At 69.7% G+C, this 14412-nt stretch carries 12 protein-coding genes; 2 read left to right on the top strand and 10 right to left on the bottom strand.

Going from position 1 to position 14412, the window contains the following annotated elements:
* Nucleotides 1-79 precede the first annotated feature (79 nt).
* Nucleotides 80-1525, bottom strand: coding sequence for an NAD(P)H-hydrate dehydratase (locus tag ACLJPX_RS33880; RefSeq protein WP_410604456.1), 1446 nt, complete (start codon nt 1523-1525; stop codon nt 80-82).
* A 14-nt stretch (nt 1526-1539) separates the two neighbouring features.
* The gene (gene glmS, locus ACLJPX_RS33875; protein WP_410604455.1) at nt 1540-3402 is read right to left on the bottom strand and encodes a glutamine--fructose-6-phosphate transaminase (isomerizing); all 1863 of its coding nucleotides are present in this window, start codon (nt 3400-3402) and stop codon (nt 1540-1542) included.
* A gap of 128 nt (nt 3403-3530) precedes the next feature.
* Between glmS and ACLJPX_RS33870 the strand changes: the two genes are divergently transcribed.
* Entirely contained in the window at nt 3531-4355 is an 825-nt protein-coding gene (locus ACLJPX_RS33870) for a dienelactone hydrolase family protein (RefSeq protein ID WP_410604454.1), read from the top strand.
* A gap of 292 nt (nt 4356-4647) precedes the next feature.
* Here the strand turns inward: ACLJPX_RS33870 and ACLJPX_RS33865 are convergent, their stop codons facing one another.
* From ACLJPX_RS33865 to ACLJPX_RS33845, 5 genes are all read right to left on the bottom strand, one after another.
* Nucleotides 4648-5190 (bottom strand): hypothetical protein, encoded by a 543-nt coding sequence (locus ACLJPX_RS33865; RefSeq protein ID WP_410604453.1) that lies wholly within the window; start codon nt 5188-5190, stop codon nt 4648-4650.
* Nucleotides 5191-5218: 28 nt separating this feature from the next.
* Complete coding sequence (locus ACLJPX_RS33860) at nt 5219-7624, bottom strand: hypothetical protein (RefSeq protein WP_410604452.1); 2406 nt, start codon at nt 7622-7624, stop codon at nt 5219-5221.
* Nucleotides 7624-7938: a hypothetical protein gene (locus ACLJPX_RS33855; protein WP_410604451.1), complete on the bottom strand. Its 315-nt coding sequence runs from the start codon at nt 7936-7938 to the stop codon at nt 7624-7626. The genes ACLJPX_RS33860 and ACLJPX_RS33855 overlap by 1 nt, the downstream gene beginning before the upstream one ends.
* A gap of 140 nt (nt 7939-8078) precedes the next feature.
* Nucleotides 8079-8384 (bottom strand): acyl carrier protein, encoded by a 306-nt coding sequence (locus ACLJPX_RS33850; protein WP_020633351.1) that lies wholly within the window; start codon nt 8382-8384, stop codon nt 8079-8081.
* The gene (locus tag ACLJPX_RS33845; RefSeq protein ID WP_410604611.1) at nt 8374-10107 is read right to left on the bottom strand and encodes a fatty acyl-AMP ligase; all 1734 of its coding nucleotides are present in this window, start codon (nt 10105-10107) and stop codon (nt 8374-8376) included. The genes ACLJPX_RS33850 and ACLJPX_RS33845 overlap by 11 nt, the downstream gene beginning before the upstream one ends.
* A gap of 15 nt (nt 10108-10122) precedes the next feature.
* Here ACLJPX_RS33845 and ACLJPX_RS33840 point away from each other — a divergent pair, with 15 nt between their 5' ends.
* Nucleotides 10123-11055 carry a cytochrome P450 gene (locus tag ACLJPX_RS33840; protein WP_410604450.1) on the top strand — a complete coding sequence of 311 codons (933 nt, stop codon included), beginning with the start codon at nt 10123-10125 and terminating at the stop codon, nt 11053-11055.
* A 4-nt stretch (nt 11056-11059) separates the two neighbouring features.
* On the opposite strand, the gene ACLJPX_RS33835 is transcribed toward ACLJPX_RS33840, so the two are convergent.
* The 3 genes from ACLJPX_RS33835 to ACLJPX_RS33825 are packed head-to-tail and all read right to left on the bottom strand — an operon-like array spanning nt 11060 to nt 14323.
* Nucleotides 11060-11539, bottom strand: coding sequence for a hypothetical protein (locus ACLJPX_RS33835; protein ID WP_410604449.1), 480 nt, complete (start codon nt 11537-11539; stop codon nt 11060-11062).
* 19 nt (nt 11540-11558) lie between these two features.
* Nucleotides 11559-14015, bottom strand: a complete 2457-nt coding sequence (locus ACLJPX_RS33830) for a hypothetical protein (protein WP_410604448.1) — start codon at nt 14013-14015, stop codon at nt 11559-11561.
* Nucleotides 14015-14323, bottom strand: coding sequence for a type VII secretion target (locus tag ACLJPX_RS33825; RefSeq protein WP_101612197.1), 309 nt, complete (start codon nt 14321-14323; stop codon nt 14015-14017). The genes ACLJPX_RS33830 and ACLJPX_RS33825 overlap by 1 nt, the downstream gene beginning before the upstream one ends.
* Nucleotides 14324-14412 lie beyond the last annotated feature (89 nt).

The following is a 14412-nucleotide window of genomic DNA, read 5'->3' as shown; positions in this document are numbered from 1 at the left end:
CCACCGAAGTGCGTTTAGCCCCCTAAGTGCGATCTGGAGGCGGGTGCCCGCAGAGTGCACTTAGGGGGCTAAACGCACGTCAGGGCGCCAGAGAACGGACGGACCGGATGGCGTCCGAGACGGCGCCGAGGATGCCGGAAGCCGAGGTCGGCGCGCCGTCGGCGGCCAGTGACCCGGCGAGTGAGTGGACGTGCGCGGCGGCGCCTGCCGCCAGCCACGGATCGAGCCCGGCCGCGAGCAGCGCGCCGATGAGACCGGACAGCACGTCCCCCGATCCCGCCGTCGCGAGCCACGATCCCCGCGGCGTGTTCACCAGCGCGCGTCCGTCCGGCGCCGCGACCACCGTGCAATGCCCCTTCAAGAGCACGACGGCGTCGTACTTCCGCGCGGCCGCCCGCGCCGCCGTGACCCGGTCCGCTCCCGGCGGCGAACCCATCAGCCGCTCGAACTCCCCCGCGTGCGGGGTCAGCACGAGCGGCGTGTCCGGATCGCGCGCGTCGAGCACGTCGGGCGAGCGCGAGATGATCGTCGTCGCGTCGGCGTCCGCGCACACCGGCACGCCACGCCCGAGCACGAACCGCAGGACGTCACGCCCCTCGTGCCCCGTCCCGATCCCCGGCCCGACGACCCACGCCTGCACCCGTCCGGCATCGGTCACCGACCCCGTCGCGATGACGTCGGGCCAGCGCCCGCGCACCACGTCGGCGGCGTGCCCGGCGTACCGCACCAGTCCGGACGTCGCCCGCACGGCGGCGCCCGCCGCAAGCACGGCCGCACCCGGGTACGTCGCGGATCCCGCGGCCACCCCGACCACGCCTTGGCTGTACTTGTCGTCGCCCGGCCCCGGCACCGGCCACGCCGCCGCGACGTCGGCCGTGTCGAGCCGCCGCAGATCGGGTTCGCCGAGTTCCGGTCGCAAGCCGATGTCGACCAGGGCGACCTCGCCGCAGGACCCGGGCGCGAGGACGTGCACCGGTTTGAGCGCGCCGAAAGTGACCGTGCGGTCGGCGACGACCGCCGGACCGTCGACGGCACCGGTGTCCGGGTCCACCCCGCTCGGCAGATCGACGGCCAGCACGGGCGAACTCACGTGCTCCAGCAGCGCGGCGGCATCCGCCCTCAGTGGCCCTCGCGCCGAGATCCCGCCGATCCCGTCGAGGACGAGGTCCGCCCGACTAATCCAATGTGGACCGTCCTCAACGGACACCACCCTGCCGCCGGATCGCTTCAAGGCGGCCAAACCCGGGCCGTGAGCGCGTTCAGGCTTCAGCAGGATCGCCGAGACGGCCACATTGCGGCGGCGCAGGAACGCGCCGGCCCACAAGGCGTCACCGCCGTTGTTGCCCGACCCGACGAGCAGCGTCACCCGCCGTCCGGACACCGAACCCGTGTGGTCTTGCAGCATCGCCGCGGCGTGCACCGCAAGGCCAAACGCCGCTCGCCGCATGAGCCCGCCGTCGGGAGTGACGGCGAGCAACCGGTCCTCCGCCGCGCGAATCCGTTCCGTGGTCCAGATTCCCTGCACGACGCCTCCGGTCCTTACTCGACGGTGACCGACTTCGCCAGGTTACGCGGCTTGTCGACGTCGTACCCGCGCGTACGGGCGATTTCCGCGGCCAGCACCTGCAGCGGAACCGTCGAAACCAGCGGCTGCAGCAGCGTCGGCACGGCCGGGATCTCGATCAGCTCGTCGGCGAACGGGCGGACGGTCTCGTCGCCCTCCTCCGCGATCACGATCGTGCGGGCGCCGCGCGCCTGGATCTCGCTGATGTTCGACACCAGCTTCGAGTGCAGCACCGCGCGCCCCTTCGGCGACGGCATCACCACGACGACGGGCAGGCCGTCTTCGATCAGCGCGATCGGGCCGTGCTTGAGCTCACCGGCGGCGAAGCCTTCGGCGTGCATGTACGCCAGTTCCTTGAGCTTCAGCGCGCCTTCGAGGGCGACCGGGAAACCGACGTGACGGCCGAGGAACAGCACGGCTTTCGAGTCGGCGATACGGCGGCCGAGGTCGCGGACCTGGTCCACAGTGGACAGCACCTTCTGCACCGCGGCGGGCATGGCCTCGAGCTCGGCGAACTCGCGGGCGACCTCGTCCGGGTACTTCGTGCCACGGGCCTGCGCGAGCGCCAAGCCGACCAGGTAGTTGGCCGCGATCTGCGCGAGGAACGCCTTCGTCGAGGCGACACCGATCTCCGGACCGGCGTGCGTGTAGAGGACGGCGTCCGACTCACGCGGGATCTGCGCGCCGTTGGTGTTGCAGACGGCCAGCACTCGGGCCTTCTGCTCGCGGGCGTGGCGGACGGCTTCGAGGGTGTCCGCGGTCTCGCCCGACTGAGAGACTGCGACGACCAGCGTCGCGCGGTCCAGCACCGGGTCGCGGTAGCGGAACTCGCTGGCCAGCTCGACCTCGACGGGGAGGCGGGTCCAGTGCTCGATGGCGTACTTGGCGACGAGGCCGGAGTGGTACGCGGAACCACAGGCGACGACGAAGACCTTGTCGACGTCACGCAGGTCCTGGTCGGAGATGCGCTGCTCGTCGAGGATGATCCGGCCGCCGTCGAAGTGGCCGCGCAGCGTGTTCGCCAGCGCCTCGGGCTGCTCCTCGATCTCCTTGAGCATGAAGTACTCGTGGCCGCCCTTTTCCGCGGCCGAGAGGTCCCAGTCGACGGTGAACGGCTTGGCCTGCGCGGCGTCGCCGTGGAAGTCGGTGACCTCGTAGCCGTCGCGGGTGATCACGACCAGCTGGTCCTGGCCGAGCTCGACGGCCTCGCGGGTGTGCTCGATGAACGCGGCGACGTCGGAAGCGACGAAGTGCTCACCTTCGCCGACGCCGACGACCAGCGGCGAGGAGCGGCGGGCGGCGACGATGGTGTCCGGCTGGTCGGCGATGGTCACGACCAGGGTGAACGCGCCTTCGAGGCGACGGCAGACCGCGGCGACGCTGGCCGGGAAGTCGCCCTTCGTGTCGCCCTCGGTGTACGCGCGGGAGATGAGGTGCGCGGCGGTCTCGGAGTCGGTGTCGCTCGCCATCTCGACGCCGTCGGCCTCGAGCTCGGAGCGCAGGGCGGCGAAGTTCTCGATGATGCCGTTGTGCACGACGGCGACGCGCTGGGAGGCGTCGCGGTGCGGGTGCGAGTTGCGGTCCACCGGGGCGCCGTGGGTGGCCCAGCGGGTGTGGCCCATCCCGGCGGTGCCGGTGAAGGCGTCCCTGCCGACGGTTTCGAGCTGGGTCTCCAGGTTGGCCAGGCGGCCCGCCTTGCGCTCGACGTTCAGCGCACCGGCGCCGTCGAGAACCGCGACGCCTGCCGAGTCATAGCCGCGGTACTCCATCCTGCGCAGGCCGCCGATGACGACGTCCAGGGCCGGGCGGTGTCCTACGTATCCCACGATTCCACACACGGCCACCACCCTAACGACGGAAATCCGGCCGTTTCGCGCGGGCGCCCGCACTCGCGTTTAGCGGGCTAAACGCGATCCGCGGGGCGGCGCGCGGGCCGGACGGGGGTGCGGGCAGTAAGGTCACGAACATGGCCAGCAAGCCCAAACAGCTGCTCGCGGAGCTGTCCCACCCAGGTCCGCACGAGGTGCTGCGCGGCAACCTCGCCCTGGTCGGGCTCCCCGGCGTCGTGTTCACCCCCCGCTCGGGGCTCGGTCTGCCCGCCATCGCGTTCGGGCACGGATGGCTGCAGCCGACCGGGAGCTACCGGCATCTGCTCCGGCACCTCGCGAGCTGGGGCATCGTCGCGGCGGCTCCGGCCACCCAGCGCGGCCCGCTGCCGTCGCATCGGCTGCTGGCCGGAGACCTGCTGACCACGCTCGACCTGATCACGACGGTCCGCCTCGGACCGGACGGCATCAGCGTCGACCCGGCGAAGCTCGGCCTGGCCGGGCACTCGACCGGTGGCGGCTCGGCCATCCTCGCCGCCGCTCAGGCAGCCGAGAACGACGAGCGGCCCCGGATTCGCGCTGTCGCGACCATCACTCCCGCGCAGACGCTGCCTCCCGCGACGGTGTCGGCCCGGTCGGTGACCGTGCCCGGCCTGCATCTCGCGGCGAGCGAAGACCTGGTGGCGCCGCCTGTCGGGCATGCCGAGGCGATCGCGGACGCGTGGGGCGGGCCGGTGCAGTTGCGGACGCTCGGGAAGTCGTCGCACCTCGGGGTCACCGAGGGCAGGCACTGGAGCCAGCTGTTGCTGCACGGGAAGCCGCACCGCGGGACCCAGCAGTTGACGAGGGCCCTGTTCACCGCGTTCTTCCTCACTCACCTGACGGGGACGACGAAGTACCAGCCTCTCCTGGACGCCGACGTCAAACGCGCCCCCATCGAGACCCAGGACGAACCCGCCGCCTGACCCCGGCCGACCTGCGTTTCGCGGGCTAATCGCGATCCGGGCCCCGGCGCGCGCCTCGTTACTTAGCCTGCCTACGCGTCGCGGTTAGCCCGCGAAAGTCGACCCGGTCCCGGGAAGGCACCCCGTGCGGCCAGATCGCGGTTAGCCCGCGAAAGTCGACACGGTCCCGAGAGGGCACCCCGTGCGGCCAGATCGCGGTTAGCCCGCGAAAGTCGACGCGGTCCGGGCGAGCGGAGCGAGTAAAAGAAGGGCCCGGCTCTGGTGAGCCGGGCCCTGAAGTGCGGTGAGACGGTCAGTCGACCATCCACGAGTTGTTCGAGAAGTCGTCGTCGTCGAAACCCTTGTCGTCGCGAGCGTGACGACCTCGACGACGCGCGGGCGCGCCAGGCGCTTCGGGCGCCCCGGCACTCGCGGCGGGCGTCGGCGCCGCAGGCGGCGGGACGTCCACCGTCGCCGGCATTCCGGGCACCCCGGGCGCGACCGGAGGAGGCGGCGGGGGCGGAGGCGCCGGCCGCGACGCATCGGGCCGGCCACCGAACTCGGCGAACCGGGCGTCCGGTTTGTCGTCGTCCTCGAGGCCGAAGCCCATCGTGTGGCTGCGGTCGGCGGTCGTCTTGCCGGTCAGCCAGCCGCCCGCCTCCTTGCTCCGCTTCCCCAGTTCCTGCATGTGAGCCGCGTACTTGTCGTGGACGGCGGCGTCCTTCTGCATGGTTTCCATCGCCTGGGCCTTGGCGTCGGCGAGGTGCCGCTCCCGCAGTCCGCGCTGCTCCTGCTGCTCCGTGATGGCGGCGTCCTGCCTCGACATGGCGGCCGCCAGCCGGTCGACAGCGCTCATCGGTCCTCCCTCGTTCCCCGGTTACCGATCATCGCTCGTAGCTGATCGAACGGTCGCCGCCATCGTCGTCGAGCGACCCGCTGATCCGGCCGCCCGCGCCGCTGGTCTCGAAAATGCCACCCTCGACGCGGTACTGACTCGAGCCGCGTTGCGTGTCACCGCCGCCGCCACCACCGGCCGCGCCGCCCATGGCACCCATTCCACCCATCATGCCGCCCATTCCGGCGGACGAGCTTCCGGCACCGGCTCCCGCGGGCGCCGGGTCCATCCCGCCGGGCGCCATTCCGAGGCCGCCTTCGACGGCGGCCGGCTGCGCGCCGCCCCCGGTCTGGATGCCCGCTTCGAGCGAACCGGCCTCGTTCAGCGACCCCGCCGAACCACCTTCGCCGACGCCGCCGAGCGCTCCTTCGAAGCTGCCACCGCCTCCGCCGCCGCTAGCGGCCGGCGCGGTGCCCTCACCTCCCGAGCCCGACGCGGCGCCACCAGCGGCCTCGGCCTCCGCGGACACCGCGGCGGTCCCTTCGCCACCACCGACCGCAGCACCGACCTCGACACCACCCGGAGCGGCGAAACCGGCGCCGTCCGCCGGCGCGGGCATCGTGCGGATCTCGTGGACCCCGTCGACCTTGCCGGGCTGCGGATTGCCGGGATTCCGGTCGTCCAGGCCGTTCTTGACGTCGTCGGTGTCGATGACGTCGCCGGGCTTGAGTTCCTTCTTCTCACCCTTTTCGTCGAGGGTGTAAGTGGTCGGCTCGCCCTTGCCGTCGTCGACGGTCACCACGGTCGGGCCGTTCGGACCGTCCGGCTGCTCGGCCGTGATCTTGAGGTTGCCGTCCTGGATGTGGATCTTGCCGTCCGGGCCGGGCCGGTAGACGCCGTCCTTGCCGGGCTCGCCTTCCTTGACCGCGCCCTGCGGACCGAAGTCGCCGTCCTTGCCGTCCTTGGCCTTTTCGCCGTCCTTGCCCTCTTCGCCCTTGGGGTCGTCGAAGTCGAGCTTGTAGTCCTTCTCGTTGCCCTTGCCGTCGTCGACCTTGATGTCCATTTTGCCGTCTTTATCCGGCTCGGTCATCTCGATCTTGTTGTCGCCCTTTTGGACGGTCATGGTGTCCTGACCGTCGATGCCGTCCTTGATCGCCTCACCCGTCGCCGGGTCGATCGGGTACGGCTTGCCGGTCTCGGGGTCCAGTTCGAGCGGCTTCCCGGTGACCGGGTTCGTGCCCTCCGCGGGCTTGTCCTCCGGTTTCGGCGCCTCGGGGACCTCCGCCGCCGGAGGTGTGCTGCTGCCGCCTCCACCGCCAGGAGGCGTGCCGCCCCCGCCGCCGGGCGGGGTCCCGCCGCCACCACCGGGCGGGGTCCCGTTGCCCGGCGGCTTCTCGGTGCCCGGTGGCTTCTCGTTGCCCGGCGGCTTTTCGGACCCGGCCGCGGGGAACGGGTTCGTGTAGTCCTCCATGAACCGCGAAAGCTCGTGGTACTGCGTGTTGATCGTGTCGGTCGCGTTCTTGCAGAGCTTCTTGAAGTTCTCGTACCGCTCACCGAACTCGGTGGCGAAAGAACCCTTCAGCCACTGCTTCGCGGCCCCGATCGCGTAGTCCTTGTTCTCGTCGTTCAGCTTGCAGTCGTCGTGACGCAGCCGTTCGGCGAGGTTGTTGCCCGGACACGCGGAGTCGAGCCAGTACGCGACGTCCATGAGCTTTTCTTTGGAACCGACCTTGCCGTTCGCGATGTCGACGACCTGCTTCGCGATGTACAGAGGTGCCGTCGCGACCTTGTCGACCCGGAGCTTCAGCGTTTCGTCGACCTTCAGCTTGAGCGCGGTGTAGATCTTGTCGATGGTCGAGGGCACCAGTTTGATGGCGCCCTCCATCTGCGCGATGAGTTCCTTCGCGTCAGGCTGGATCCGCTGCTCGTACTTGACCTTCGCGGCCGTCGCGCCCTCGCCCTTCCAGTCGTGGAAGAGCGTGGTCAGCGCCGAAGTCGCGTCCTTCTGGGTCTGCTCGACGATCTTCTTGGCGTCGGTGAGATCCTCGACCTCGTCGAACATCTTCTGGAAATTGATCTCACGGTTCTCGTGGAACCGGTCCCAGATGTCGGTCTTGTAGCTGATTTCGCCCGACTTCTCCGGCATCTTGTTCCAGACCTGCTCGGCCCAATCGGAGAAGAAGTCCAGTGCCGGCTTTCCGAGGTCGAGCACCTGGTCGGATTTGGTGGTCGCGCCTCCGGCGGCAGGCCGGGACATGGAGTCGAGGTCCTTGTCGGCCTGTTTCGTCTCGGCCGCCTGCTTCTTGTCCCCCGCGGCGTTCGAATCACGTTCGGCGACGGCCTTCTTGTAGGCCGCTTCCCTGGCCCACGGCAACATCAAAGCGTCTTTCGTGCCCTGAGTGACGTAGGGGTCGTTCAGCATTTCCTTGATCTGTGCGGACGTCGGTTCACTCATTACTGGGTCCCCGCCTTGTTGGCAGCCGCGGCGTTCGCCTGGTCGGATGAGGTGTAGCGGGTCGACGCGGTGCTGACCCCGCCGGCGAGCTGGGTGAGCTGGCCCGCGTAGCCCTTCATCGCGTCGGAAATGGCGAGAATCCCGGTGGCATAGCCCTTTTGGTGGTCCTTGTGGACTCGGCCGAAGTTCTCGGGCCCGACCTGGGTCGGCCCCACCTTCCCCGCCTCGGACGTCGTTTTCTCAGCCGCGCGCTCCAACGACGTCGACGCCGTGAGCATCGCCTCTGAATCGGCTTTGTAGCCCCCGTCCGGCATGACCGGTGCCCCCTTCGTCCCGCTCTGTGTCCGCCTCGTTGTCCTACCTACGACGCACGCCGACGGCATCAGGTGCCGTCGCATATGCACACAGAATGTACCCACCGGTCACCGAGGCCGCAGGAACATTCACACCTTTGCTAACTCAAACGGTTCCGGCGCAAGAAGCCTGGTAGACCGCGTTTTCGCGGTTTCGCCCCCGCCTCGACGGCCTCGGCGAGAACGGTCGCCGCGCCCCGGATGTCGACCAGGCGATCCAGCTCGTCGAGGTCGATGTCGATCCCGAACTCCACCTCGACCGTCGCCAGGAGCCGGACCCGGCGGCGGGAGTCGACGCCCATTTCGGCGAAGGGCGTGTTCTCGTCGATGGTGTCCGGATCGACGTCGAAGGTCTCGCAGACGAGGGCCTTGATCTCGTCGACGTACTCGCTCCCGTCAGCTGCCATGGGGGGATTCTGTCCCATCCGCGAGCCAGTACCGCGTTCTGGCCGCGGAACGCGCGACCTTGCCGCTGGAGGTCCGCGGCAGCCCGCCGGGTTTCACCAGGAGGAAGGCCCGGAGGCGCACGTCGTGCCGTTCGGCGACGGCGCGGGTGGCCGCCCGCGCGATCTCGGGTTCGTCGAAGTCGGGGGCCTTCCGGGCACGCTCGGCGACCACGACGACGCCCTCGCCTTCGTCGCCGTCGACCGAGAACGCGGCGACCCGCTCGGCCCCGAGAAGGGGGTGGGCGTCGGCGACCGTCTCTTCGATGTCGTGGGGGCTGTGGTTACGGCCGTCGATGATGATCAGGTCCTTCAGGCGTCCGGTGACGGAGAGCCTGCCGTTCCGGATCGAGCCCAGGTCGCCGGTGCGGAGCCAGCCGCCCTCCCCGTCGAGCTCGGCGCCGAACACCTCGGCGGTCAACTCCGGACGCCGCCAGTACCCGGCCGCCACGTTGGGCCCCTTGACCCAGATCTCGCCCGCGTCGACTTTAGCGGGCAAATCGCGATCCGGTGGGCCGTCGACTTCAGCGGGCAAAACGCGATCCGCCTGCGCGACGACGCGGACCCGCTGCCCCCTCGGCCAGCCGATCTCGACGACCTCGCGGCCGTCCACTTCGGTCACCACCGGGCCGCCGGAATCGCCGCTGGCGACGTAGACCGTCGCCTCGGCCAGACCGTAGGACGGCCGGAACGCGCCCCGCGGGAAGCCATAGGGTTCGTACGCGGCGAGGAACCCCCGGACGGTCGCCGCCCGGACCGGTTCACTCCCGCTGAGCGCGATCGACACCGTCGAGAGGTCGTACTCGGCGCGCTTCGCCTCGGGCACGGCCTCGGTCACCAGGTCGTACGCGAAGTTCGGCGCCGCCGTGAGCGTGTTCGGATACGCCGACATCAGCAGCAGCCAGCGCTCCGGGCGCCGGATGAACTCCAGCGGCGCGATGAACACCGTCCGGCTGCCGGAGTGCATCGTCCCCGCGAGCAGTTGCGCCAGCCCCATGTCGTGGAAGAACGGGATCCAGCCGACGCACGTGGTGTGCTCGCCGACGTCGTAGGCGTCGCAGATCTGCCAGCACGCGGCCGACAGGGCTCGCTGCGTGATGATCACGCCGGCGGGCGATCGCGTCGTGCCGGACGTGTACTGCAGGTACGCGGGGTCATCGGGGGAAACCGGCGCCGGCCGGGACCGGTCCGCCGGGTCCAGCTGCAGGGTGTCGACGGCGATGATCTCGCGGGGCGACGGCACCGGCTCGGCCTCGGTGAACTCCGTAAGTCGTTCGACCAGGGCTTCCGACGTGAGCCAGATGTCGGCGTCGCAGTCGTTGAGGACCCCGACGAGCCGCTCGCGGTGAGCGCGGACATCCGGCGCGGACAGCGGCACCGCGACGGCACCGGCGTACAGCGCGCCGAAGAAGGCGACGACGTAGGAAAGATCCTGTCGAGCCGTGATCGCGACGCGGTCTCCCGGCTGGATCACCTCACGCAGCTTCGCCGCGACAGCGCGGACGTGGACAAGAAGGTCGGCCCAGGTCAGCGTGTCCTCGACGGGCTCGTGCCGGTTCGAGCAGTCGAGGTGCGTGTACGCCGGGCGCTCGACGTCGGCGCGTTCGAGCAGGCGGAGCACGAGCGGGGTCCGCAACACTTCTTCCGGCACTTCTTCGGGCACTGGCACATCCTCCGGCCGCGGCATGGGCATCATACGAGCGTGGACGACTTCTTCGTGCTGGACGATCCGGCGGACCGCATCAAGGCCCTGCGCGACCGCGAGCTCAGCTCGAACCCGGGCGGTGCCGCCGCCGAGACCCCGAATCTCCTGCTGATGGACGGCGCGGACCACCGTCGGCTGCGCGCGGTCGTCAAAGAGGTCATCGCCCTGGTGGAGCCCCTGCCAAACGCCCTGGTCACCGACCTGCGCGTCGCGATTAGCCCGCTAAAGTCGCGCGCCCGGTTCGACCTGGTGACCGACTTCGCCAGGCCTGCGGCGGCCAGGGTGACCGAAGCGGTACTCGGCACTGTCGAGCCGCTCGGCGAGAAGCTGCTGACGAAGCTTTCGGAGACCGCCGCGAATCTGGACGTCTGGTCGGGCGGACCGGCCGGAGCCGACATGGCCGCGCTCAGGGTCGCGATGTTCTTCCTGAAGGCGACGGCCGTCGAAGGGGGCGGGCTGGCCCTGCTCCGCGAAGCGCACGAAGCGGGCCGGATCACCGAAGACGAGCTGATGATCACGCCGGTGATGCTCGCCCACGCGGCGTACGAGAACTCCATGAACTTCCTCGCCCTCGCCGGCCTCGAACTCCTCCGCCGCCCAGATGTCCTCAACGACGTACGCGGCCTGATCCACGAAGTCGCCCCGACCCGCTTCGCCGCCCGCCGCGTGACAGCGCCGTTCTCCTTGGGAGACAAGGACTTCACCGCAGGCGACAAACTGGCCATCCCGCTGGGCCCCGGCACCGAACTCGCGTTCGGCCTCGGCCGCCACACCTGCCCCGGCTCGCGCATCGCGGTCACCGAGGGCGAAGTGGCACTTCGCGCCCTGGCCGAAGTCCTGACTCCCGACCACGTCGTGGAAGACGTCCGATACAAGACGCACGCCGTCTTCCACGGCGTGGAGCGGGCCATCGTGACGCTGCGGACCTGACGGCTCAGGTCGCCAGCCAGTCGGTGTTGGCGAAATCGTCGTCGTCGCCCCTCGCGGCCGCCCGCCGATGACGTCCGGCCGGACGTTCCTCCGGCACCGGAGCCGGGTGCGGCGGCGGAACCTGGGGCGCGGGAACCGCGGGCGGCGGCCGGAACGAGATCGGCGGCTCGTCGGCCGTCCGGTAGCCGGCACGGCGCTCGTTCTCGGTCTCGTCTTCCTCGAACCCGAAGTCGCCGTCGTCTTCGACCTTGTCGCCCAGGGTCGACTCGGTCTCCCAGCCTCCCGCGGCCTCCGCCCGCCGCTTCTGCTCGAGACGCGCGGTCAGCGCCGCGCTCGTCTCCTGCTTGAGCTTTTCGCCCGCGGCCTGGGTCTCCTCGACCGCCTTGGCCGCCCGGTTGTCGACCAGGTACATCCGGTCGCCGTTCTCGCGCTCCAGCCCGGCCAGCTTGTGCCGGAGTCTGGCGAGATCCTCCTCAGGATTCACTGATCCCCTCCCCTGACCGCTAGCGGAAGCCGATGACGCCGTCGTCGTCGAGCGAACCGCTGATCCGGCTGCCCGTCGTCGTCGCGGTGTCGAACAGGCCGCCGTCGACCCGGTATCCGCTGGACGCGCGCTGCTGGTCTTCACCGGACCCCTGCCCGCCTCCGGCCGCTCCGCCGCCCATCATGCCCATGCCGCCCATCATCCCCGCACCGGCCGCGGCCGGATCCTGGGCGCCCCCGCCCGGCGTGGCCCCGAGCCCGGACGGCGCCGCGGGAGCGGACGCGCCACCACCGGCTCCGGCGGGATCCGACGCCTCGCCGAGATCACTGCCGAACGGGTCGCTCAGCGACTGGGCCGTGGTCGATTCGGAATCGGCCGCCGCGGCCACCGGCACCGGTTCGGCCGGGTGACCGGGCGCCGGGGCGGGTGCTCCACCGCCGTCGCCGCCGGACGTCGCGTCGTGCGGACGAACGCCCTGCTCGGCCTGCTGGCGAGCGACGTCTTCGACCGGCCGGGCCGCGACGCCTTCCGCGGCGTGCCTTCCGGCGGGCTGCGGCGTGGAGTCCGGACTCGCGTGACGGCCGCCCGCGGGTTCGTCTTCACCCAAGGTGTACTTCGACGGGTGCCCGGACCCGTCGTCGACGGTCACCAGCGTCGGCCCGTCGGGACCGCCGGGCCGTTCCGCGGTGATCTTGAGCCCGCCGTCCTCGATGTGGATCTTGCCGTCGGGGCCCGGCTGATGGACCTGTCCGGGATTCGCGGCGGGACGTGACGCCGACTGCTGGTCCAGCCGCTCGGCGGTGTCCCGGTGCACGGGCCCGCCCGCCGCGTCCCCGGTCCCCGGCGTGGCCTTGCCGTCGCCGAAATCGAGGTTGTAGTCCTTGACCTGACCGGTGCCGTCCTGAACGGAGATGCCCATCTTCCCGTCGGCGCCGGGCTCGGCCATGGAGATCTTGCGGTCGCCCTGCTCGACCGTCACAGTCTCAGGCCGGGTGCCGTCGGTCTCGCTCTTGATCGCCTCGCCCGTGCGGGGATCGATCGGATACGGCTCCCCGGTGGCCGGGTCGACGTCGAGAGGCTTGTCCGTGACCGGGTTCTTCTCCTGTCCCGGCACTTCCGGTGGTTCCGGCTGCTTGTATTCGACGGCGCTCGGCGGCGGCATCTGCCCGCCGCCACCCGAAGACTTCCCACCGCCGCCGGAGGAGGGGCCACCGCCACCGGTGTCCTTGCCTCCGCCGCCCTTCTCGACGGGCTTCTCGCCACCCGTCTCCGGGGTCTTGCCCAGGTCTCCATAGGGGTTCTCGACCACCTGACCGAGTGAATCGAAGTAGGCCTTCCACGCGCCGTTGATCGCGTCGCGCGTGTTCTTGCACACCAGCTGGAAGTTCTCGATGTGCTTGCCGAACCAGCCGACGAAGACCTTCCCGAGCCATTCCACCGCTTGAGGCTTGAGGACCTCGTCGATGGTGCTCTGGTCGATGTCACCGCCGTCGTCGTTGAACGCGTTCTTGGCTTCGATGCTCAGGAACTTGATGCAGTGGATGATGTCGTTCTGGCTGCACGAACCGTCGGCGATGCGGATGATCCGCTCGATGTCCTGCGTCGTGGCACCATCGATGTTGTCGGTGTACCACTTCTGCAGCCAATCGACCTTCTCGCGACAGAACTTGCCCACCGAGGCATTGGTGCGCAGCAGCCCGTCACCGGCGGCTTTGAAAGCCTCGGCGACCAGACCGGTCTTGTCCGAATAGGCCTTTTGATAGGCACGAGCCTGATCGGCCGCCGCGCCGTCCCAGGTGCCGAGCGAGTTCCCGAGTTTCCCGGAGACGTCCTGCGCCGAACCCGCGATGGCCGTGCTGACCGCGGTCAGTTCGTCCGCGCTCGCCTTGAACAGGTTGAACGGGATGTTGTCCTGCTCGTGGTAGGCGGTTCGCAGGGTCTCGATCGCCACGACGGCGCCGACGGCCTTGGACAGGCTCACGGCACGGACGTAGAGCGGATGGAAGTTTTCGTAGACCTTGAACCCCGAAAGGCCGGGGACCATGATGTCGTTCGAATTCGCGCAGCCCGGATCGGTTTCGGTGGCGCGCCCGGCGATCTCCTGGTTTTTCGCCGCGTCCTTGTTCAGCGCGTCGCGATCGCCTTGCCGTCCCGCGGCCTGGCTCGCGTCATACTTTTCCTGCGCGGTCTTGTAGGCCGCCTGGACGTCTTCGAGGTAACCGTCATTGTCGCCGATGTCGCTTTCGGTGATCCAGTCACCGTTCATCGACTTGATGTAGTCCCGGAAGCCGTTCCGCTCGGCTTCGCTGGCGAAACCGCAGCTTTCCGGCGACTCGTCCTCGATGTAGTCGATGTAGTTGAGGGCGAGCTCGCGTTTGGTGTCGCGGTCGATGTTCGGGTCGTTGAGGATCTTCTCGACCTCGGCCCGGCTGGGAATGTCGTGCCCGGTGTCGCCACCGACGTCCGCGAGAGGCATCAGTGCTTCCTCATCTCGGCCGCGTTGGCGTCCTCATTGGACTGGTAGAGGTCCTTGGACGCCGCGAGTTTGCGGCCGAACTCGTCCGACGCCGCGAGATAGCTGCGCGCGCATTTCGCGAGACGCTGGATGCTCGCGGAGTACCCGGTGAAGCAGTCACCGTGCGCCGGCCCGAAGCTCGCCGCGCTCAGGTTGATCTGCTCGACCGCTCCGATCGGCCCTTCGCAGGCCTGCTTGGGCAGATCCTGCAGGACCTTGGCGGCCTCGTTCAGCTGCGCCGGATCGACCTTGTGCCCTTTGCCCGTCACTCTTCACCCTCCCCTGAGTGCTCACGTCCAGTCCATGATCGGACGCGCGCGGCACCGTTTCGGTGCCGGTGACCCGCACACGGAATGTA

It is taken from the genome of Amycolatopsis sp. lyj-90 (assembly GCF_046549035.1).
Lineage (GTDB): Bacteria > Actinomycetota > Actinomycetes > Mycobacteriales > Pseudonocardiaceae > Amycolatopsis.
Note: the sequence above shows the minus strand (reverse complement) of the source record. Positions and strands in the feature narration are given on the sequence as shown.